A 20849-nucleotide genomic window follows, 5' to 3' on the forward strand; every position below is an offset into this window, starting at 1 on the left:
ACCGGGCAAAAATGCGCCCGGTCCTCATGGGTCATGAGTCGTTGATCTATTTCTTTGGCTTGAATCGTCGCTGCAACTACTCACTTGCCGTGGACGCACCGCGAGCCTCCGCAGGCAAAGATGGGAATCTGCGGAGGCTCGCGTTCCAAAAGCGCCATGAATATTGCTTATATGGTGCAAGAAAGGCATTGCCGTTGCTTCAATGCTCTGAGGCCTGTGCCGCATGCCGTTCCCACCGATTCTTTACTAATTCATATTTAACCAGGCGCAGTCCTTTATTCTCTGTTTTTTCTATAAAAGAATCCGTAATCCCCCTATAGACAGCTTTCGACATATCCAAAGCAACGGGAACCTGGCACTGAATTTCGGCAAGGCTTCGCGACAAGCGTAACATATCCAGATCCATGCTGATTTTTGTTTGCTGACTTTTGGGAAGCATGTCCAAATGATCGAGAAGGCGATCAATCGAGCCAAATTGCCGGATCAATTTCAGAGCTGTTTTTTCTCCGATTCCACGAACGCCCGGATACCCGTCACTTGTATCCCCCATAAGCGCCTTAACTTCAACGAATTGCTGAGGAGTCACACCATAGTGCTCAGAAAAAGTTTGTTCATTGAAGCTCCGGTAATTGCCATATCCCTTTTGGAGAAGATCAATTTGTATCCGCTGATCCAGGAGCTGCAACAAGTCGCGATCCCCGGTAACAATGGATACAGCCGTTCCCTCGTGTGCACGCTTCGCCAATGTGCCGATGCAATCATCGGCTTCAAATCCGGGAACGCCAATATTGGGAATGCCAAAAGCTTCAATCATTTCTTTAGCGAGATCAAATTGAGGTACCATCTCAACAGGGGGTGCGGTTCGGTTCGCTTTATATCTGGCAAATAATTGATGGCGGAAAGTCTTGCTTCCCATATCCCAGCATACGGCAATATGTGTCGGTTTTCTGTTTTCGATAGCAAGCATGAGATGGCGCAGAAAACCTTGTACACCGTTTGTCGGCTCCCCTTCTTTATTAAACATAAATTGTCTGCTTGGCGCGGTCGCGTAAAAGGCGCGAAACAACAAAGCCATTCCGTCCACCAGTAATAATTGCTGTTGATTTGCCAATGAAACTCCTCTTTTCACATATACATTTTTATATAACACGATTTAGACTTTATTTTTTACCTGTTTGTCCTGCTGTGAACATTCATATCTTCACAAGAGCGCCCATTGATCTAACTGCTTGTGAGCTCGTCAAATTTTCTTTATTATAACACCCATGTCACTTTCGGGTCGGTATAGAGAAATGGTTTTAAATTTTTTCAATTTGCGTTAAGCTAAAAATAGCATTGGGTTAACAGTAATGGAGTGTTTTTATGAAATTCAGAGTACCTTTATTCATTTTTTTAGCGTTAACGCTCATTGCTTTCGGTTTTTCAGCAGTGATCCGTAGTGAAAATGCTGAACCAACGCATATCAAAACAGAAAGTTCGAACACTTCTGCCGTTCGGATGGTGAAAAGACAGATTCCTACTGTCTTCATCCACGGCTGGAAGGGTACAGAACGATCCTTTAAAACAATGCTCAGGCGCTTTAAAAAAAATTATAACGGACCGGAGCGCGCTATTATCATGACCGTTGAACCAAATGGAGCGGTGAAGTCGTCCGGTCAAATTACAGATCAAAAGATTCCGTTGATTCAGGTCATCTTCTCGAGCAATCACGAATCCATGCAGCAGCAGGCGGTCTGGCTGAAAAATGTATTTTTTATTCTTAAAAATACTTATCATTTGAATGAAGTCAACGTCGTCAGCCATTCAATGGGTGGCAAAGCATTCACATATTATCTGGAAAAAATCGAGAATCAAACCCATTATCCTGTTGTAAAAAAATATGTCGCCATAGCCGCACCTTTTGACTGGATCAGTGGTCCGCAGAATGATCGCCTCTACACTTTGGAACAATTAAAGCGGGAAAGCTATCTCGTTCAACATCACGACCGGCTGCCACAGGATCTCGATGTACTGGCGATTGCAGGCGTCATGCGTAATGTTCATGAAGGTGACGGAGTCGTCTCTCTTCAGGGGGCTTTTTTTGGCAGGTATTTCTTTAACCGCGACCATTACAAAGAAAAAATTGTTTATGGGGCAAAGGCACAGCATAGTATGCTTCATGAAAATCCTCAGGTCGATCGAATAATCGCCGATTTCTTGTGGAAAATTCATCCGAAAAATTAAAAGCACCTGCTTAGGTGCTTTTAATTTATTTCTATATCACGTATGAAACGGATCAGGTGTTCCCTCAGATCAGCTTTTCAAATGGAATACGCCTGCTTAAAGCATACATGATCGGCATGCCGACCAGCATGACGGTACATTCGCCAATCCCCACAGTAATCCAGGTCAAAAAGAACGGCAATTTATAGACAATCGCGAGTTCCCATGCAATAAAGCACATCGTAATTGTGAAAATGCCTGTGTTGATCAGCATGCGTTTCCATAATGTTTTTACAAATTTTGACAGAAAGATCGTGATCAGCAATGCAATTGCCGACTGACCGGTTCCAAAAATCAGATCATAAGGAAGCATTGGCGAGAAAAACAAATTGCCTATAAACACGCCGCAGACAATTCCCCAAAAATATTTTTTGTTAAAAACGACAAAATGATTCAGCAGCTCAGAAATCCTGAATTGAAACGCTGCAAAACTGATCGGCTGCAAAAAGAAAGTAAGCACAATGTACAGTGCCGCCAGGATTGCGTTGATCGCCAGCATTCTTACGGTTTTCATAATAGAATAAACAATCCTCCTTAGTTTTTTGATAAACGTGGGATGGTTTCGAACCACGTGTGCACTTATTCTCAAACTACTTTATTTTAATCTAAAAGCATGGATTGTCAATTTTTATTAAACTTGCCAATCATAAAAAAACAAGCAGGACACCCCATCGTCAAATTAATGACTTTGAAATGCTCTGCTCCCTGCTCTATTTAAAAAATTTATTACTCTTCTCTGTTTGACATCGTAATCATCAGGATAAATCTCACCAATTCCATCATGGATACAAGTGCCGCTGCCACATAAGTCATTGCTGCAGCCGAAAGAACCTTTTTCGCCTGTTTTTTCTCGCTGTTCTGAACAATGCCCAGCGAAACGATTTGCTTTAGCGCGCGGCCGGAAGCATCGAATTCAACGGGAAGCGTTACTAACTGGAAAAGTACGGCAGCAGCGAAAAAAATGACACCAAGCGCTGCCAGCTGCATCATCCCAAGAAACACACCTGCCAGAATAAGAATATAGGACAGGTTTGAACCGAGATTGGCAACGGGAACAAGCGCACTTCGTACGCGCATAAACGTATAATCTTTTGCATCCTGAATGGCGTGCCCTACTTCATGGGCCGCAACCGCCGTTCCGGCTATTGAGGCGCCATGATAAATATCACTGGACAAATTCACCGATTTATCGCGCGGATCATAATGATCGGTTAATGATCCGGGCACCTCTCTGATGGTAACATCATATAACCCATTTGCGTCCAAAATACGTCTGGCAGTCTCAGCACCCGTCATTCCGGTTGAATTGCGGACTTCAGAATAACGGGAATACGTCGATCGGACGCGCATTTGCGCCCAAATAGGGATCAGCATTAATACGCCCAAATAAATCAGGTATTGAATCATGCTCATTCCTCCATATACTGATCTTTAAAGATTGTTCAAAATCGAAGGAACCGGGTACAAATGCTGCGCATTGCCAACCTCAAGCACATCCATTCATCCTGAAAAATTCCATCATTGAACAACTTCATTATAGTCAATTTTAGTCAAACTTTCTCCGATTGTCAAAAAATTTTCTTTTTTAACAGATACAGTATATGATTTCGCACCGTATCCAATCAATAAAAAATGGCTTGGCTGAGCATTAAAGCTGAGACGAGAAACACATGCGAAAGCAGGAGCGTACGCATCCGGGTTGTTCTAATGGATACGCTGCCTGCGTGCCCGTTCTCCAACAAAACGTCTTAATGATGCATAGGACAGTACAGTGACTATGATCGCTCCAAGAGATGCTGACAACCCAATATCACTTAATGCTCCATTGTTTGCATTCTGGCTGAATACCAATTTCAGTTCACGTTCTATATCATTTAACTGCCGTATCCGTGTACGAGAATGAACATCTTGCAGACGATTGCCTGAGAAAGCAGCGATCTGTTTATCCACCAGTTGGACAACATCAGATTGTTTATCAATAACCAGAGCCGGATATATCACAGAATATTTATCAAGAAAATGATTCAGTTGATACTGAAATTGTGCCAGATCCTCTTTTTTAAGTGCTTTTTCCACATGTGAAAGCGAATTCAGGACTTCGGGTTGCATTGTTTTCCATAAATGCTGGCCGTTTGGATCTAAGGCATCAAAAGCCAGTCTTAAAGATACAGCAGCATCGACACGTTCGCCTTGCGTATTTCCAGATTTATTCAGAAGAATTTTCAGCTTTATGATCGAAGCTGTGATCACTTCTCGATTCTGATCGGAAAATTGACGAGAATCCCTTTTCCAATGTTGGGCCAATTCATTCAATAAACTGGAAGCGGCAGCTAACTGATTGGCCTCCGTGTATTGAAAAACGCGATCAGCCAATTCAATTGAATTTTTTTGATGATCGAGTACTTTATCGTCGCTTGCAGCCTGTCCTTGATTTGGAAATCCAATGAAAAGTATGGAGCAGATCAATAAAGCCAGCAGCTTCGCTTTCATCGCTTGTCCTCCCCTTCACGCCTTGATCTTACTCTATGAGGATGGGAAGAGAAGTATGCCGTTTTTGCTGCTCGTTCTGTGTCTTTTTAACTGTGCTTACGCACCTCTTTCAACTGTTTCGATAATAGATAGAATAACTCCTTATCGCCGTTGTCAAGTGCTTCATTGATTGCCAGATTCAGACGATTAATGGTGAAAGCCAGTTCAGCTTCGTCTGCGGCATGTTCCGCAAATTGTCCGTATTTTTCATGAACATCTGCAGAACTATGCGGGTTTTCTTCTAGAACTGAAAAATAAATAGGCGAACGGCGTACAGAATCGATATTCAGTTGAAGATAAACGGCTTCATCCTGATTCATGCGCAAATCATGAAAAGCTTTCTCAGGATCATTAGTTTCTACCGTTTCTTTAACATACCGAAATATCCGGTCATTTTCCCTGAAATCGGAGATTGTCATTGATCGGTTCAATTCCGAAACATCATCAACAATATGAATACGGGCAAGCAACTGATCATTACTCATCAGATAATGTAACAGCCAAATGATCTCTCGATTCGTCAGCAAACGACGATCTAAAATCCAGCGAAGAAATGTTTTCTTCTGCATATTCGATACCATCTGCTCCATTATGCCGTCCCTCCTGTAAATCTTTTTTGTACTATAAGAAAGTATATAAATTTTAAGGAAAATAGTATAAGTGCAACGGCGGCTTTGCCTACGTCAGAGGCTTGGCAAAGCCAGGTTTTTTAAGGAACTTTTGTATTCATTCACCTGCTACTGATTTTTTGGACCCTTTCACTGGTTTGTTAAAAGGCAGCATGGTTTTCCAACATCGTCCTGTATTTAATTATTCGTCGCTTACTTTTGATCATCCTGCTTGATTCGTTCGACAAATACAGCCAGATCCTGATTTTCCGGACTCAGGAGCGCCGCTTTTTCAAGTAGATTCAAGCCTTCATTCATCTGCCCTATTTCTCTTAAGAACTCACCATATTCCTGAAGAAAATCAGGATTGGCCGAGAACACCGAGGCGCATCTTCGGTAATGTGCCTCAGCTTTCTTAAGCTCATCTGTCTGATTATATGCAGTAGCCAGAAACCAGATTAACATAGGATCTTCGATTTCAGTGTTTCCAAGCAGCCGAATAACACCTTCATAATCCTCTTCTTGTGCCATCAATTCAGTTAAATGAAGCAGTGCGTCCATATTTTCCGGATTCAGTGCCAGGCATTTTCTGAAATAATGTACCGCCTGGTCATTTTGATGCAGTTTAGCAGATAAAATGCCGCCAGATACATAGAGCCTTTCATTATATTCATCTTGTTCAAGACCTGCCTGTACGGTTGCCAGAGCTTTTTTTAGATTACCCTCATGTTCATATGCTTCTGCCAGGACATTATAAAGTGTACTATATCCTGGATCCATGGATTTTAATGTTTCCAACGCTTTGATCGCTTTTCGATGTTTGTGAACACGCATCGCGGTGACCGCATAACCAAATAATCCGTCAAGCGTTTTTTCGTTTTTCAGTCCTTTTTCATATTCATCAATAGAAGCCTCAAAATTACCACTTAAGCTGAGTGCCTCGGCAAGTTTCAAAGGAACATTCTGCTTGCTGAGCTCCGGATTATCTTTCACTTCCATGAAACAGTCAACGGCCTTCCCTGCTTCGCCGGCAGATAAATAGAGCTCACCCAGTGCTAAAATTAATATCGGCTGATGAGGGGCGCGTTTCAGTGCCCCAAGAAGTTTATGTTCAGCGACTTCAACAAGGCCTTCAAGCTGAAACAGATCAGCCAGCATGACCTGTGCACTCAAATAATTTTCATCGAGCGGGGGAACTTTCTCCAAATAGTGAATGGCCAGCGATTCTTCATTTTTATCAATTAATAATTCCGATAACTGTAAAATCAATTCACTGTCATCTGGAAAACGTGTCAATAGTCGTTCATATACTTTTCGAGCATCATCTAAAAAACCGTATTGCTGGAAGATAGATGCTGCGCCAAACTGAGTCTGATCATCACCACTGACGGCCAGATCTCTGAGAAGTTTAATTCCTTCTTCAGTCTGCCCGCTTCCCATCAGTGCATTTGCTGTTTCTAAAGTACGTATCATGCTCATCTCCTTTAAAAATCCGGACAATAGTCTACTTACGTCATCATAATCAACCTGCGAGACAACTTCAAGAAAGATCCATTTTGCATACATAAAAATCACATCCGCCCTTCAAAGGATGGCTGTGATTATATGATCATTCATGGAAATTGTATCTCTTCAAAAAAGCAACTGTCAGATAGCTCGACCGTGCATCACTGCATACAAGCCTTGTATGAGACCAATGAAATCAATTATGGCTCATTATATTCTTTCATAAAAAAAGGTCTCAGCAGCGTGCAGCCGGTATGATGAAGGATTGAAAATCTGCTCGGTACTGCCGACAAACAGTATACCCTGCGCTTCCAAGGCTTCACCAAATTTATGATAAATCACTTTTTTCCCTTCATCAGTAAAGTAGATCAGTACATTGCGACAGACAATGATGTCAAACTTTCCCGGCACCGGATCTCGAAGCAAATCATGCTGCATAAAGCGGATTTTGTTTTTCAATTGTTGATTTGCTTCAAATAGGTACCCTTTTTTCACAAAGTGTTTTCGTTCATCTGGCGCCAGCGATTCAATCGCCTTTTCCAAATATTTTCCCTGACGCGCAGATTCCAGTGCTTTTTGATCAATATCAGTAGCAATGATTGAAAAATTCATTTCCGGCAGACAGTTCATGCATAATATAGCAAGAGAATAGGCCTCTTCTCCCGTTGAGCACGCAGCACTCCAAATATTTAATGACCGCTTTATTGAAGAACGCGCACGGATTTTCTTCTCAAGTACCGCCCACCTTGGACGATTGCGAAAGAATTCGGTCACATTGATTGTCATTCGGTTAAGCACTTCATCAAGCAATTTTCGATTTTGCTTCAATATTTCTGCATAATCAGCAAAGGACATAATTCCGCGGCGAATACCAAATGCACGCAATCGACGCTTCATCTGCTCTTCTTTGTACAGAGACAGATCTATTCCTGTAAGCTGGAAAAAAGATTTTTTGAACTGATCATATTCTTCATTGACCGCTTCGTTCATAGATCGATCTCCTCATTGAAACACTGCTGAACTTTCTTTTTCATTACTCATTACTGATCAGTTCACTTTTATCAAAAAAAAGATTGATTTCACGTGTTGCATTTTCAGGAGAATCCGAACCATGAATCACATTGCGATTCATGCGTGTCGCGTAGTCGCCACGGATTGTACCCGGAGCGGCTTTCTCAGGATCTGTTGAACCCATCATGAAACGGGCAAGTTTGATAATGTCTTCACCTTCCCATATCATAGCAAATACGGGTCCGGAAGTCATAAACGTTGTCAAATCCTGATAATACGGACGTCCTTCATGTTCATAATAATGCTTCCTGACCAATTCATCCGAAATGATCATCAGTTTTCCGGCGATCATTTTAAAACCCTTTGCTTCAAATCTTGCGACAATACTCCCGATCAGGCCACGCCTCACGCCATCCGGTTTAATCATTAAGAAAGTTCGTTCCAAGATTATCAGGCTCCTCACAAAATCTTGTATTCTTTAATTTTTATTCTTTACACTGGCCTGTCCATAAAAAATGGAGTTTCTTTTTTAATTATCGGAGATCATTGCAGCTTTGTACACTCATATTAATATTTTCTTTTCCCAATGTAATCAGCAATTTCTTTAAGAGATCGCGTTGCTCGAATCTTTGGCAGTCGATCAAGTGTTTCAATTGCTTTACGTAAGTATGCTCCACTTAAACGTTCTGAATCCTGGATGGCGCCACAATCACGGATCGACTGTATGACGGCATTCCATTGCGTAGCTTTTGTATCTTTCAATGCCAGTACCCCGCGAATCACACTGCTTAGCCCATGATTGTGGATTGCGAAGTACGTAGGTAATGTTATATTTCCATGCCTCAGGTCATCACCTGCTGGCTTACCCAATTGTTCTTCTGTTCCGACAAAATCAAGAATATCATCAGTCATCTGATAACTCATTCCTAAGTAATAACCAAAATAATAGAGCTTTAATCCAATATCTGATGAGCATCCGGAAGATAGAGCGCCCAATTGACAGCTAAGCGCTAAAAGCAAGGCCGTTTTTCTTTTGATGCGTCTAAGATAGACACGAAGATTTTGTTCTACATGATACAATTCCTTAATCTGATCAATTTCTCCAAGGCTTAGATCGCGAATAATTCGGGAAATGTGCAGGTGCGCCTCTTTGTGGTCAAAAGCCGCGATCAATTCAACGGCTTTCGCAAATATAAAGTCTCCGGTAAACATGGCGACGCGATTATCCCATTGTGCTTTAACCGTTGGCTTCCCGCGTCTCAGGTCAGAGTCATCGACCACATCGTCATGGACAAGTGACGCCATATGAATCAGTTCCAAGGTAACCGCCGAATCATAGACTGCTTTTCGTGATGCATCTCCATATTGTGCGCAAAGCAGTACCAGTAATGGACGAATACGCTTACCACCTGCCCGAAGCAGATCAAGAGCAGCTTCATGGATGACAGGATGTGTCGCCTTCAATGCAGATTCTAATTGTTTTTCGATCTTATTCAGATTTTTTTTTTGTTCCAGATAAATGCTCGTCAGCGTCATGTCTTTTCACCTTTTCTTTGCTGCATAAGCCGTTGTCCGTCCGGTATGTGCGTTTTCTCAACGCAACGGCTTTATTCCTTTATGTATTGCGGCAATCCCGCCCATTAATGAACAGACCGATATATTTTTAAAACCTGCCTGTCGAAACAAACCAGTTAATGTCTCTTGATCGGGAAACTTGGATGCCGATTCGTTGAGCCATGCATACTCATGATAGCTGTTTGCAAAGATTTTGCCCAGAAGCGGCATTATAAACCGAAAATAAAAGAAATATAACTGCCGATACACGGGTATTTTTGTCTGAGAAGTTTCAAGACAGACAAGCACTCCCCCCGGGCGAAGCACTCGATAGATCTCTTTCAGTACAGTTAGATAGTCTGGGACATTACGCAGACCGAACCCAATTGTTGCCCGATCAAATGAGGCATCCTCATATGGAATGGCCATGGCATCCCCATTAACCAGCTTTATATTATCATACTGCCGCACCTTTTTTTTCATCTCTGCAATCTTGAGCATATTATCGCTGAAATCAAGGCCTACGACTTTTCCACCGGGTCCCACTGCTGCTGCCAGGGAAAGTGACCAATCTCCTGTTCCGCAGCAGACGTCAATTACCTGTTCGCCTTTGCGTGCTGCAACAAGTGCATCAGCTTTTCTCCGCCATGCTTTATGCCGATTAAAACTTATCAGCGAATTCATCGAATCATATTTTTTATAAATGCTTTGAAAGACCTGGTGTACTTTTTCCCTTTTTTCTTCCTGATTCGACATCTTAATAAATCCCTTCCTCAGCACTTTCTGTCAACCGCTCCATTCGGTTGCGTAAATAATTTAAAAGCGGACGCCACTGCTGTCTCTCATCTTCAGGGCGATTAAGCGCTTTTATTAATTGCGTCTTCTTTTCTCTGATTGTCTTATCCAGCCGTTCCGGACAATGATCAAATGTATCATGAAGCACTCGATAAAACAGGCCACTTTCATGCCCATGCGCACTCTGTTCGAAGATCAGTTTTTTAACTAATAAAAAGTCGGTCAGATATGAAATCATCTGAGTAAATCCAAGTTGCTCTGCAATTTTTTTTACAAGCGCACTCTCAATCTCTTTGATGGCTGCAATCATCTCAATCCAATTTGGATGAGAGGCAGGATAAAAAAAAGTACATTGCTGCACATTAAATTTCTGAATGGCCTGAGCCACCCACTTAATTACTTCCATGTTTGGCTGTCGCGCCAGCCAAAAGTAATAGAGGGCACTGTAAAAATCGCCGGATAGTACAGTTAGCTGCCTTTGCTTGGTTGCTTCACTGCCTGTAATTCCTTCCATGGAAATATTAGAAACATTTCTGTGCGTGTTCAGGCCAATCTCTGCCACCAGTACGCTTTTTGTACATTCTGCCGCACTCGTCCCAAATCGGCTTAAGCGGAATAAAACATAATAAATCAGCAGCTTGTCACGATCGATAACGGGTTCTGGCAAAATGGACCTGACATAAGGGTGCTCAAGTTCTTCACAAAGCTGATCGTGCACCAATTTCAATTCGTCATTTAGTGACAATACAGCGCCTCCTATGCAAGTAAGTCACAGCAGAAAATAATCTGTGCTTCTCATGATGATAAAATGTCACTCAGATACGATCGTCCCATGTTTTGTTTGTATCGTCGCCTTGCCATGCACTTTGATTGCTGATGTATGCTCGGTAAACTGTGCAATCATCACTTCGCCTTTATCTAACTTTTCCGTATGAAAAAAACGAGTCTCCGCCCCACGAGTCAAGCCAATGACATTTACTCCGTCCTCTTCAGCCTTGATGACAAAATAATCGCCCAGTACTTCTTCATTGTTCAGTTCCATATTCGACACCTCTTTCCATGACATCCGTCTCAATCTGTATTCATTTAGCCGTACAATCCAGTTACTATAGCTGAGCAGAAGCTTGAGTTATTGACTCAATGATTGATTAATGACATTGCCTCTGCACGTGCGGTCGAATCTTTCTGGAAGATACCGCGAACTGCAGATGTGATCGTTTTTGCTCCAGGTTTTTTCACACCACGCATCGTCATGCACATATGCTCTGCTTCGATGACAACAATCACACCATATGGGCGAAGCGTCTCGACAATACTGTCCGCAACTTCTGTTGTCAGCCGTTCCTGAAGCTGTGGCCGTTTCGCAACCGCCTCAACCGCGCGGGCAAGTTTGCTCAGACCGGTTACTCGACCTTCTCTCGGTATGTATCCTACATGTGCCTTTCCAAAAAAAGGAACGAGATGGTGTTCACACATGGAATAGAAAGGGATATCTTTAACCAATACCAGTTCCTCATGCGCTTCATCGAATGTTTTCGATAAGTATTCTTTTGGGTCCTGCTTCATTCCTTTAAAAATCTCTTCATACATGCGCGCAACACGCTGAGGCGTTTCCAGCAGACCGCTGCGTTCCGGATCTTCCCCAATCGCTTCAAGAATCATTCGAACGGCCTTTTTAATTTTTTCCTGATCCACCGCCACTGAATTTATCCTCCTAACAGACCTTGCGCTAAAAACACTGCAAGATCATTCAACCGCCAAGTGTTCAAAATATGTGTGTTCCCTTTTCAATTTAAAAAGTAGTGCAAAGTGCACATTTATGTAAATGTACAACCTGATTTTAAAAAGTGAGGCAAAATAACTTACTCTAATAAAAAATTTTAGCATAGGGATAAATAAAAATAAAGAAAAGTTCCTTTACTTATGTTTCAACTTTCTGCTATTTGTAAGAAAAGTCACGGGATCAGCCGAAAAATCGTTTTGCACCAAAAAGAGCCATCCGCAACGGATGGCTCCTTCGAACATACGTCCTATGTATCCATCAGATCATTGGACGGCTTCTTTCAATGCTTTACCTGGTTTAAAAGCTGGAACTTTGCTAGCGCTGATTTCGATTTCTTCTCCCGTTTGCGGATTGCGTCCTTTGCGGGCAGAACGTTCACGAACTTCAAAATTGCCGAATCCGATTAATTGAACCTTGCTTCCGCTTTTCAAAGCATCGGCAATCGTTGACAGGACAGAATCAACCGCTTTTGTAGCATCCTTTTTCGACAGATCAGCAGATTCTGCAACGGCGGCAATCAATTCAGTCTTATTCAACTCATTCACCTCCTTAAAAAGGAATAACTCCCTTTTTGCGCTGGATGAAACATCAACAACGCTTATCATATACGATGTGATGGAAGAATTCAACAGCTTTTATAAAAATATTGCCATATTCGTGGCATTTTAACCCTAATTTTAAGAAAATAGGCCCCTTGAACGATGGAACGACGCACCTCTCCATGAACCTGTAACAAAAGAAAAAGACCCCCGCTGGGATCTCAAGTTCTCATGTTCTTCCATTTACAAGATAATCGCGATCAGGCCTCCGGAACCTTCGTTGATAATGCGTTCCAGTGTTTCTTTTAGTTTGTATCTGGCATTTTCCGGCATCAATGCCAGCTTCGCCGAAATGCCTTCTCGAACAATGGAATTCAGCGATCTTCCAAATATATCGGAATTCCAGATAGAAAGCGGATCATCTTCAAAGTCCTGCATGAGATAGCGGACAAGTTCTTCACTTTGCTTCTCGGTACCAATGATCGGCGCAAATTCAGATTCGACGTCCACTTTAATCATATGAATGGATGGCGCTACCGCCTTCAGTCGTACCCCAAACCGTGATCCCTGTTTAATAATCTCAGGTTCATCAAGGCTCATATCACTGATTGAAGGCGCCGCGATACCATATCCGGTTTGTTTTACCATTTTCAAAGCATCGGCAACCTGATCATACTCTCGTTTGGCGTGAGCAAATTCCTGCATCAATTGAAGCAAGTGATCCTTACCGCGTATTTCAACACCGACAACTTCCTTCAATACTTGATCATACAAGTTGTCGGGTGCAAACAAATCGATTTCAGCTGTGCCTTTCCCCATCTCGATGCCGGAAAGCTGTGCGTTCTCAATAAAATCATATTGACCGAATGTGCCGACCACACGATCAACGTCGCGAAGGCGTTTAATATCCTTAACGGTTTCTTTCACTGCATCTTCATAGCTCTTCCGCAGCCAATGCTCATCTTTTAGTACCATTACCCAGCTTGGCAGATTGACATTCACTTCAAGGACAGGGAATTCGAATAAAGCTTCACGTAATATATTATTGATATCGTGTTCCGTCATATTTTCGACGCTTTGCGCAAGAACCGGAATATCATATTTTTCGGAAAGCTCCTTGCGAAGGGCCTCCGTATCCGGATGGTACGGATGGGTTGAGTTGACAATCAGTATAAAAGGTTTTCCGACCTCTTTTAATTCATCAACGATCCGTTCTTCTGCTTCCACATAATCTTCGCGATCAATCTCACCGATTGATCCATCAGTGGTAATGACAACGCCAAGTGTGGAATGCTCCTGAATAACTTTACGTGTCCCGATCTCAGCAGCTTCCTGAAACGGAATTGGCTCATCATACCATGGCGTATGCACCATGCGCGGGCCGTTTTCATCTTCAAAACCTTTTGCCCCCTTAATGGCGTAACCGACACAGTCAACAACGCGAATATTGACTTCCAGTCCTTCCTCAACGGCAACTTTGACTGCGTGATTGGGGATAAATTTAGGCTCTGTCGTCATGATCTGCTTTCCTGCCGCGCTTTGGGGCAGTTCATCTTTCGCGCGGACGCGATCGGCCTCATCTTCAATATTCGGCAATACCACAAGTTCCATAAACTTTTTAATAAATGTCGACTTACCTGTACGTACTGCACCGACAACCCCTAGATAAATATCTCCTCCGGTTCGTTCAGCAATGTCTTTGAAAATATCGACTCGTTCAAGTTTTTCCAAAGTTGGCACCCTCCCGCTCCTCCTTCTGCATTAAACTACCTCGGTGATCGTTCTAAACATATGAATTTGTCCATTGATTATGCCAATAAAATGAGATCATCCGAAGCGAATCATGAAGCTGGACCTGCAGCATAATAAACTGCCTATCTCTACTAAAATATTGTCCGATTTCTTTTTTATGCCATCCTGGATTAGAAAACTTGGCTTTTCCAGGCCTCTGGCGAAGGCAAAGAGGTCGTCGCACTTATGCTATAATCCGCTAATAGCTTAAAAAAATGGAGAGAAAACGTTGAACGTTTTCTCTCCATATGACTAAATCCTTCCACGCCTTTTGCGCTCTTGCAAAATGATTGACGCAACAATACATTATGCGAATCCTACTTTGTTTGCCGCTGACGACGGCCCAGTTACTTCTTTGAACCGAAAATTTTTGATAAAGATGCGAAGTTCCCAGGAATATTGCCTGCCGTAATGGCTTTAACAAGTGCTTCTTCCTTCTCCTTTGAAACCGGGACACCCGCAGTATTCCCAATGCGCGCAATTAAGTCTTTTACAACTTTCGGATCACTGAAATCGGCATTCGAAACAGAATTGGCTATCTTTAAGATATCCTCTTTCTTCACGTTCGTCTTCTTTTCAATATTATCAAAAAAAGGATTATTAGAATCCAATGAACGTCCTCCTTTACCCTGCATTCTTTACATGGTATGCACGGAGTCTTCATTGTGATACTTATTGATTTTTTGTATTGTTCTCTGCTAAACTGCGTGTCAGCGGTGCAATTTCATCCTTTTTATCTCGGTCCATCAGTTCATCAACTGCTTTTTTAGGATGTTTCCCATCAAAAAGGACCTGATATATAGCAGATGTTATCGGCATTTCGACATTCATTGTTTTTGCCAGAGCATGAGCAGCCCTTGTTGTCCGTACACCTTCGACAACCATTCCCATTTTCTCAAGAACTGAATCCAGTTTCTCACCTTTTCCAAGCATGTTGCCGGCCTTCCAGTTTCGGCTGTGGACACTCGTGCAAGTAACAATTAAATCGCCCATTCCTGTCAATCCAATAAAAGTCAATGGATGCGCACCCAGCTTCGTTCCAAGTCTGGTAATTTCAGCAAGACCGCGCGTAATAAGTGCGGCCTTAGCATTATCTCCATACCCCAGGCCGTCGAGCATACCAGCACCAAGCGCAATAATATTCTTTAACGCGCCGCCAATTTCGACTCCAATTGTGTCCCCATTCGTATAGACGCGAAAATAGTGATTAAAAAATAAATCCTGCGCCTTCTTTGCTGCACTCAGATCATTGGAGGCTACCGCCACGGTAGTTGGATGTCGCAGTGACACTTCTTCTGCATGACTGGGTCCTGAAAGAGCCACAATCGCTTGTCGGAGCTGTGCGGGAATCTCCTCTTCGATGACTTCAGACATCCGTTTAAAAGTGCCAGGTTCGATGCCCTTAACCCCATGAATAAACAGCATAGGCTGTCTCATTATGCCATGTATTTGTCTGAGTACCTCTCGCATTGCCTTGGCCGGAACAACAAGCAGAAGCGCATCCGTTTGATCAAGTGCCTGACTTAAATCATTTGTTCCAATGATCTTCTTCGAAAGAATAACGCCGGGGAGATATTTGTTGTTTGTGTGGTTCTCTAACAGCTCGGATACCTGCTCTTTTCTGTGACTCCATAGCGAAACTGTATATCCATTATCCGCAAGAACCATTGAAAGAGCCGTTCCCCAGCTTCCGGCACCAAGTACAGCTATTTTTTTCATCGCTTTTCCTCCCTTAAGTCAGGTGTACCTGAAAGATGTCACTATGCTTGTGCTTTTTTATGGCCGAGTTTATTTTCCTTGCCATGAAGTAAGCGATTAATGTTCGATCGGTGCTGATAGTATGCTAGAATTGTGATTAAAAAAGTGACAATCAGCAGACCCGCCGAATATCCGCGCAAAATCCAGCCGAATACAGGAGTAAACAGAAGGAAGAATAAAGAACCGAGAGAAACAAAACGGGTCAGAGCAATAATGAGCAGGGTAATCACGCCGGCAATCAGCGCATACAGTGGCATAATCATAAAAAACACGCCGATCGTCGTTGCGACGCCCTTCCCCCCTTTAAAGCCATAATAAATCGGAAAATCGTGGCCTGCTATCGCCGCAAGTCCTGAAAGCGCAACCATCCAATCTGTGAGGCCAAGAGCACGTGCAATAATAATGCATACAACCCCCTTTAAAACATCAAGCAAAAGAACACCGATCGCGGGTCCGGTACCGAGCACACGCATTGTATTTGTAGCTCCCGCATTTCCGCTTCCTGTTTTTCGAATATCTATTTTCTTAATTTTTTTTGTAATTAAATAGCTGAAACTGATCGAACCAATCAAATAGGAGATAATGATGGACAATACGATCATCAACACGGCCGCAGACACCCTTTCTTACTTCTCGTTTTTCTTGCGTGAGACTATTTTAATCGGTGTTCCAATAAAGCCAAATGTTTCCCTAAGTCGATTTTCAATATGACGGACATAGGAAAAGTGCAGAAGCTCAGGATCATTAACAAATAGAACAAACATCGGAGGCCGGACAGCAACCTGGGTTGCATAGAAAATCTTGAGCCGTTTTCCTTTATCTGAAGGCGGCGGTGTCATAGCTATCGTATCCATAATGCAGTCATTAAGCAAGCTTGTCTGTACACGCAAACTATGATTTTCAGCAACCTGACGAATCACTGGAAGTACCTGATCAACACGGCTGCCAGTCAGAGCAGATAAGAAAACAATGGGTGCATAATCAATAAATTGAAACTGTTCACGAATTTTCCGCCTGAATTTTTCCATCGTTTTGTCGTCTTTTTCAACCGCATCCCATTTATTAACAACGAGAACAATCGCACGTCCGGCTTCGTGCGCATACCCTGCAATTTTTTTATCCTGCTCAATAATTCCTTCTTCGCCATTAATTAAGACAAGAACAACGTCGGATTCTTCAATCGAACGCTGCGCACGCAATACGCTGTACTTTTCTGTTTTCTCATAAACACGTCCGCGCCTTCTTATACCGGCCGTATCCACAATCACGTATTCCTGACCATCACGTGAAAAAGGTGTATCAATTGCATCTCGTGTTGTTCCGGCAAGGTCACTGACGATGACACGCTCTTTCCCAAGAATGGTGTTAACCAGTGAAGACTTTCCGACATTGGGGCGACCGATCAAAGCAAAGCGGATGGCATCGTCCGCTTCATTAATGGGCTCATTATCTGAAAACTGTGCAACGACTGCATCAAGGAGATCTCCAATGCCCTGCCCATGCGCACAGGAAATGGCATATGGATCGCCAAGTCCAAGCGCGTAAAATTCATACATCAATTCTCTTTGCTGATAATTATCCAGCTTATTAACGGCAACAACAACGGGTTTTTTTGATTTCCGCAAAAGGTCTGCAACGGTTTCATCCGCATCGGTTAAACCCGTTCTTCCATCGACAAGAAAGAGAATGACATCTGCTTCATCGACAGCAATTTCAGCCTGTGCACGCATCTTCTCCAGCAGGGGTTCATCACCGATTTCGATTCCTCCCGTATCAATAACATGAAAATCATGTGTCAGCCAAGATCCATTGCCATATAGCCGATCTCTCGTAACACCAGGTTTGTCTTCAACAATGGCCATGCGTCCACCTACAATACGGTTGAAAAGCGTAGACTTACCGACATTGGGGCGACCGACGATCGCGATAGTTGGTTTAGACATAATTGGCCTCCCTTATTTTGAATCGTTTTCAGTCCGTCCCAATCCAATGGCTGCTTATTACCGCATAAAAGAAACCTTTCCCGAACCAGGAGAGGTTTAAAATAAATTTTCGGCAGCCTGACCTAACTCAATCATTGCCATTTTGTCGAAAACTATGCAAATATAAAACAAACGAACAGCCAAACAGACTTAAAAACAGAAAAGGACAGAAGTGTTTGGAAAACTCCCGGCATTTCTGCATCTCGATCATTTAATTATTTATATTTTTTTAACTGGTCACCGAGAATATCGCCAAGAGAGAAACCGGATGCAGTTTCATCGATTTCAGGCGTTTCGTTTTGCTGCACAGATGTTTCTTCTTTCTTCGGTTCCTCAATTGCTTTGATACTCAGGGATACACGTTGTTCATCAAAGTTTACGTCCAGAACCTTAACTTTAATTTTCTGGTCTTCTGACAGCACTTCCTGAGGTGTTCCAATATGTTCATGAGAAATCTCCGAAATGTGTACCAAGCCTTCAACGCCAGGGAGAAGTTCAACAAATGCGCCGAACGGAACCAGTCTTTTCACTGTTCCATCAAGAACATCACCTGCTTTGATCTTTGATTTTGCTGTTTCCCATGGTCCCGGCTGAGTTGCTTTCAGTGAGAGTGAGATTCTTTCATTTTCAGGATCAACGGACAATACCTTGACTTTAATTTTCTCACCCTCAGAGACAACTTCAGAAGGCGTCTCAACATGATAATGAGCGAGTTGAGAAATATGAATCAGCCCGTCTACACCGCCGATATCAACAAACGCACCAAAATCAGTGAGGCGTTGAACGGTGCCTTCAATAACGGACCCTTCCTTTATTCCTTTCAAGGTTTCTTCTTTCTTTTTGTCGATCTCCTCATCCAAAACAGCACGATGCGAAAGAATGACTTTTCTCTTTTCACGATCGAGTTCGACGATTTTCACATCAAGCGGTTTTCCCTTATAGTCACTGAAATCCTCGACGAAATGACGTTCTACAAGGGAGGCGGGAATAAATCCGCGCACACCCAGATCAACAACCAGGCCGCCTTTAACGACATCGGCAATTTTTACTGAAAAAGTTGTTTTTTCATTATATTTTGCCTCAAGATCTCCCCAGGCTCGATCCGCGTCCACTTCACGCTTGGATAAAACAAGCTCATCATCTTCAAGTTTCGTTACTTTAACACTAATTTCATCGCCTTCATGAAGCACATCATCAACCTTTTCAACATGAAGGCTTGAGAGTTCGCTAATTGGTAAAATACCGTCAACTTTATATCCAACATCGACTAATGCGTGTTTTTCTTCAACTTTTGTTACTTTACCGTTTACTACATCTCCAACACCAAGAGCGTCAAAAGACGTCATTTCATTGTTCACTTCTTCAACCATTCTCCGGGACCTCCTTTAGTTAACCAACGAGAAAAATATTCTACTCTTAACTTCTTACAAATACGCCTATTTGTCAAGCAGTTGGTTCTGTGTACTGATCGATCAGAGCCTGAATGTGTTTCATGATGATTGCACTTGCCTCAGAAGATTTCAACTCATTTTTTTTCATCCGATCCGTATCAATCGGCTTGCCGAAAATCACTTTCATTTGGCTTCTGAACTTATAATGCCCAATTATCGCACACGGAACCACAGTGGCGTTCGTTTTTAATGAAAAAAATCCTGCACCGGAAAGCCCTTTTTGCAGCGATGCATCATTCAAGTTACGATGCCCCTCTGGAAACATAAGCAAAGCATGCCCTTCATTGAGCAGTTTCATGGCCAATCTAAGCGCTCCCCGATCACCGGATCCACGTTTTATCGGAAAAGCATTCAAACGGCTGAGCAGCCAATTGAATCCTGGAATTTTAAAAAGTTCGGATTTAGCAACAAAACTTAATTCACGCGGCACATTGATACCAACAAAGGGCGGATCAAAATTTGAAATGTGGTTGCTGCAGATCAGTGTGCCACCATGCAGTGGGATATGCTCCTGACCGATCACCTGAATTTTGAAATTAAGATGATAAAACCAGCTCACGACGGGTTTTCCAATTGAATAAAGATTCAAGATAACTGCTTCTCCTTAACTAATGTCAAGATCTTTTCAACGACTTCGTCAACACTCAGGGATGTTGTATCAACCACAACGGCATCTTCTGCTTTGATCAATGGAGATACTTCACGCTCCATGTCCTTTTTATCTCTCAGTGCAATGGCTTTTCTCAACGCGTCCATATCTGAATGACGCCCTTTTTTCTCTTCTTCACGGTATCGCCGCACAGCACGCTCCTCAACGGATGCATTAAGAAAAACTTTCACCTGTGCTCCAGGGAGCACATGAGTACCGATATCACGTCCGTCCATAACGACATTGCAGGATTTCGCCAGCTGCCTCTGGCGGTCAACCATAACCTTTCTTACCGGTTCATGTGAAGATACAAGTGAAACATGTTCGGAGACTTCAGGATAACGAATGCGTTCGGTAACGTTTTCACCATCCACATATACCTTTTGTCCCGTGTACTCCTGAACGAGCCTGATTTCAGTGTGATCCAAAAGTTTCTTTAAGGCATCACCGTCATTAAGATCAACTTTTTCTTTGAGCGCCTTATATGTAAGTGATCGGTACATCGCTCCCGTATCGATATAAACATAACCTAGTGATTTTGCCGTAATTTTGGCAACAGTACTTTTCCCTGCTGCGGCCGGACCATCGATCGCAACTTGAAATAATTTCTCCATCTTGCCTGCTTGCTCCC

At 42.8% G+C, this 20849-nt stretch carries 23 protein-coding genes and 1 riboswitch; of the genes, 1 reads left to right on the forward strand and 22 read right to left on the reverse strand.

What is annotated here, in order from left to right:
• Window positions 1-199: 199 nt before the first annotated feature.
• Entirely contained in the window at window positions 200-1075 is an 876-nt protein-coding gene (locus tag M3N64_RS07645) for a 5'-3' exonuclease (protein WP_249100857.1), read from the reverse strand.
• A gap of 287 nt (window positions 1076-1362) precedes the next feature.
• On the opposite strand from M3N64_RS07645, the gene M3N64_RS07650 reads away from it, so the two are divergent.
• A complete protein-coding gene (locus M3N64_RS07650) occupies window positions 1363-2223 on the forward strand; it encodes an alpha/beta hydrolase (protein ID WP_249100573.1) in 861 nt (286 codons plus the stop codon).
• A 64-nt stretch (window positions 2224-2287) separates the two neighbouring features.
• On the opposite strand, the gene M3N64_RS07655 is transcribed toward M3N64_RS07650, so the two are convergent.
• The 21 genes from M3N64_RS07655 to cmk form a co-directional block, all read right to left on the reverse strand.
• A complete protein-coding gene (locus M3N64_RS07655) occupies window positions 2288-2776 on the reverse strand; it encodes a QueT transporter family protein (protein WP_249100576.1) in 489 nt (162 codons plus the stop codon).
• Between the two features lie 14 nt (window positions 2777-2790).
• A riboswitch (PreQ1 riboswitch) is annotated at window positions 2791-2839 on the reverse strand.
• A gap of 149 nt (window positions 2840-2988) precedes the next feature.
• Window positions 2989-3669, reverse strand: a complete 681-nt coding sequence (locus M3N64_RS07660; RefSeq protein ID WP_249100579.1) for a zinc metallopeptidase — start codon at window positions 3667-3669, stop codon at window positions 2989-2991.
• A 297-nt stretch (window positions 3670-3966) separates the two neighbouring features.
• On the reverse strand, window positions 3967-4752 hold the full coding sequence (locus M3N64_RS07665) for a sporulation protein YpjB (RefSeq protein ID WP_249100582.1): 786 nt from the start codon (window positions 4750-4752) through the stop codon (window positions 3967-3969).
• A gap of 86 nt (window positions 4753-4838) precedes the next feature.
• Complete coding sequence (locus M3N64_RS07670) at window positions 4839-5381, reverse strand: YpiB family protein (protein WP_249100586.1); 543 nt, start codon at window positions 5379-5381, stop codon at window positions 4839-4841.
• Between the two features lie 231 nt (window positions 5382-5612).
• Entirely contained in the window at window positions 5613-6965 is a 1353-nt protein-coding gene (locus M3N64_RS07675; protein ID WP_249100589.1) for a tetratricopeptide repeat protein, read from the reverse strand.
• A 150-nt stretch (window positions 6966-7115) separates the two neighbouring features.
• A complete protein-coding gene (locus M3N64_RS07680; protein WP_249100591.1) occupies window positions 7116-7895 on the reverse strand; it encodes a CheR family methyltransferase in 780 nt (259 codons plus the stop codon).
• A gap of 43 nt (window positions 7896-7938) precedes the next feature.
• Window positions 7939-8361 carry a nucleoside-diphosphate kinase gene (ndk, locus tag M3N64_RS07685; RefSeq protein ID WP_249100594.1) on the reverse strand — a complete coding sequence of 141 codons (423 nt, stop codon included), beginning with the start codon at window positions 8359-8361 and terminating at the stop codon, window positions 7939-7941.
• A 122-nt stretch (window positions 8362-8483) separates the two neighbouring features.
• The gene (locus tag M3N64_RS07690) at window positions 8484-9452 is read right to left on the reverse strand and encodes a polyprenyl synthetase family protein (RefSeq protein WP_249100597.1); all 969 of its coding nucleotides are present in this window, start codon (window positions 9450-9452) and stop codon (window positions 8484-8486) included.
• 57 nt (window positions 9453-9509) lie between these two features.
• Complete coding sequence (locus M3N64_RS07695; protein ID WP_249100600.1) at window positions 9510-10226, reverse strand: demethylmenaquinone methyltransferase; 717 nt, start codon at window positions 10224-10226, stop codon at window positions 9510-9512.
• A 1-nt stretch (window position 10227) separates the two neighbouring features.
• Entirely contained in the window at window positions 10228-11010 is a 783-nt protein-coding gene (locus M3N64_RS07700; RefSeq protein ID WP_249100603.1) for a heptaprenyl diphosphate synthase component 1, read from the reverse strand.
• A gap of 66 nt (window positions 11011-11076) precedes the next feature.
• Window positions 11077-11307 carry a trp RNA-binding attenuation protein MtrB gene (mtrB, locus tag M3N64_RS07705; RefSeq protein WP_249100606.1) on the reverse strand — a complete coding sequence of 77 codons (231 nt, stop codon included), beginning with the start codon at window positions 11305-11307 and terminating at the stop codon, window positions 11077-11079.
• A 95-nt stretch (window positions 11308-11402) separates the two neighbouring features.
• Window positions 11403-11966: a GTP cyclohydrolase I FolE gene (folE, locus tag M3N64_RS07710; RefSeq protein WP_368389906.1), complete on the reverse strand. Its 564-nt coding sequence runs from the start codon at window positions 11964-11966 to the stop codon at window positions 11403-11405.
• A gap of 345 nt (window positions 11967-12311) precedes the next feature.
• On the reverse strand, window positions 12312-12584 hold the full coding sequence (locus M3N64_RS07715) for an HU family DNA-binding protein (protein WP_249100609.1): 273 nt from the start codon (window positions 12582-12584) through the stop codon (window positions 12312-12314).
• 246 nt (window positions 12585-12830) lie between these two features.
• Entirely contained in the window at window positions 12831-14318 is a 1488-nt protein-coding gene (spoIVA, locus tag M3N64_RS07720; protein WP_249100612.1) for a stage IV sporulation protein A, read from the reverse strand.
• Window positions 14319-14725: 407 nt separating this feature from the next.
• Entirely contained in the window at window positions 14726-14989 is a 264-nt protein-coding gene (locus tag M3N64_RS07725) for a stage VI sporulation protein F (RefSeq protein ID WP_249100615.1), read from the reverse strand.
• Window positions 14990-15050: 61 nt separating this feature from the next.
• Window positions 15051-16097, reverse strand: coding sequence for an NAD(P)H-dependent glycerol-3-phosphate dehydrogenase (locus tag M3N64_RS07730; RefSeq protein ID WP_249100619.1), 1047 nt, complete (start codon window positions 16095-16097; stop codon window positions 15051-15053).
• A 41-nt stretch (window positions 16098-16138) separates the two neighbouring features.
• The gene (gene plsY / locus M3N64_RS07735) at window positions 16139-16738 is read right to left on the reverse strand and encodes a glycerol-3-phosphate 1-O-acyltransferase PlsY (protein WP_249100864.1); all 600 of its coding nucleotides are present in this window, start codon (window positions 16736-16738) and stop codon (window positions 16139-16141) included.
• 24 nt (window positions 16739-16762) lie between these two features.
• Window positions 16763-18079: a ribosome biogenesis GTPase Der gene (gene der / locus M3N64_RS07740; protein ID WP_249100621.1), complete on the reverse strand. Its 1317-nt coding sequence runs from the start codon at window positions 18077-18079 to the stop codon at window positions 16763-16765.
• 254 nt (window positions 18080-18333) lie between these two features.
• Window positions 18334-19488, reverse strand: coding sequence for a 30S ribosomal protein S1 (gene rpsA, locus M3N64_RS07745; protein ID WP_249100624.1), 1155 nt, complete (start codon window positions 19486-19488; stop codon window positions 18334-18336).
• A gap of 73 nt (window positions 19489-19561) precedes the next feature.
• The gene (locus tag M3N64_RS07750) at window positions 19562-20158 is read right to left on the reverse strand and encodes a lysophospholipid acyltransferase family protein (protein ID WP_249100629.1); all 597 of its coding nucleotides are present in this window, start codon (window positions 20156-20158) and stop codon (window positions 19562-19564) included.
• Complete coding sequence (gene cmk / locus M3N64_RS07755) at window positions 20155-20832, reverse strand: (d)CMP kinase (RefSeq protein WP_249100631.1); 678 nt, start codon at window positions 20830-20832, stop codon at window positions 20155-20157. Before cmk ends, M3N64_RS07750 begins: the two co-directional genes overlap by 4 nt.
• Window positions 20833-20849: the final 17 nt, after the last annotated feature.

The organism is Sporolactobacillus mangiferae (assembly GCF_023336505.1).
Lineage (GTDB): Bacteria > Bacillota > Bacilli > Bacillales > Sporolactobacillaceae > Sporolactobacillus > Sporolactobacillus mangiferae.

Coding starts and splice junctions, on each gene's coding strand:
- M3N64_RS07645 (WP_249100857.1), bottom strand. CDS start 1,075: ATGGCTTTGTTGTTTCGCGCCTTTTACGCGACCGCGCCAAGCAGACAA.
- M3N64_RS07650 (WP_249100573.1), top strand. CDS start 1,363: ATGAAATTCAGAGTACCTTTATTCATTTTTTTAGCGTTAACGCTCATT.
- M3N64_RS07655 (WP_249100576.1), bottom strand. CDS start 2,776: ATGAAAACCGTAAGAATGCTGGCGATCAACGCAATCCTGGCGGCACTG.
- M3N64_RS07660 (WP_249100579.1), bottom strand. CDS start 3,669: ATGATTCAATACCTGATTTATTTGGGCGTATTAATGCTGATCCCTATT.
- M3N64_RS07665 (WP_249100582.1), bottom strand. CDS start 4,752: ATGAAAGCGAAGCTGCTGGCTTTATTGATCTGCTCCATACTTTTCATT.
- M3N64_RS07670 (WP_249100586.1), bottom strand. CDS start 5,381: ATGGAGCAGATGGTATCGAATATGCAGAAGAAAACATTTCTTCGCTGG.
- M3N64_RS07675 (WP_249100589.1), bottom strand. CDS start 6,965: ATGTATGCAAAATGGATCTTTCTTGAAGTTGTCTCGCAGGTTGATTAT.
- M3N64_RS07680 (WP_249100591.1), bottom strand. CDS start 7,895: ATGAACGAAGCGGTCAATGAAGAATATGATCAGTTCAAAAAATCTTTT.
- M3N64_RS07690 (WP_249100597.1), bottom strand. CDS start 9,452: ATGACGCTGACGAGCATTTATCTGGAACAAAAAAAAAATCTGAATAAG.
- M3N64_RS07695 (WP_249100600.1), bottom strand. CDS start 10,226: ATGTCGAATCAGGAAGAAAAAAGGGAAAAAGTACACCAGGTCTTTCAA.
- mtrB (WP_249100606.1), bottom strand. CDS start 11,307: ATGGAACTGAACAATGAAGAAGTACTGGGCGATTATTTTGTCATCAAG.
- M3N64_RS07730 (WP_249100619.1), bottom strand. CDS start 16,097: ATGAAAAAAATAGCTGTACTTGGTGCCGGAAGCTGGGGAACGGCTCTT.
- plsY (WP_249100864.1), bottom strand. CDS start 16,738: ATGATCGTATTGTCCATCATTATCTCCTATTTGATTGGTTCGATCAGT.
- der (WP_249100621.1), bottom strand. CDS start 18,079: ATGTCTAAACCAACTATCGCGATCGTCGGTCGCCCCAATGTCGGTAAG.
- rpsA (WP_249100624.1), bottom strand. CDS start 19,488: ATGGTTGAAGAAGTGAACAATGAAATGACGTCTTTTGACGCTCTTGGT.
- cmk (WP_249100631.1), bottom strand. CDS start 20,832: ATGGAGAAATTATTTCAAGTTGCGATCGATGGTCCGGCCGCAGCAGGG.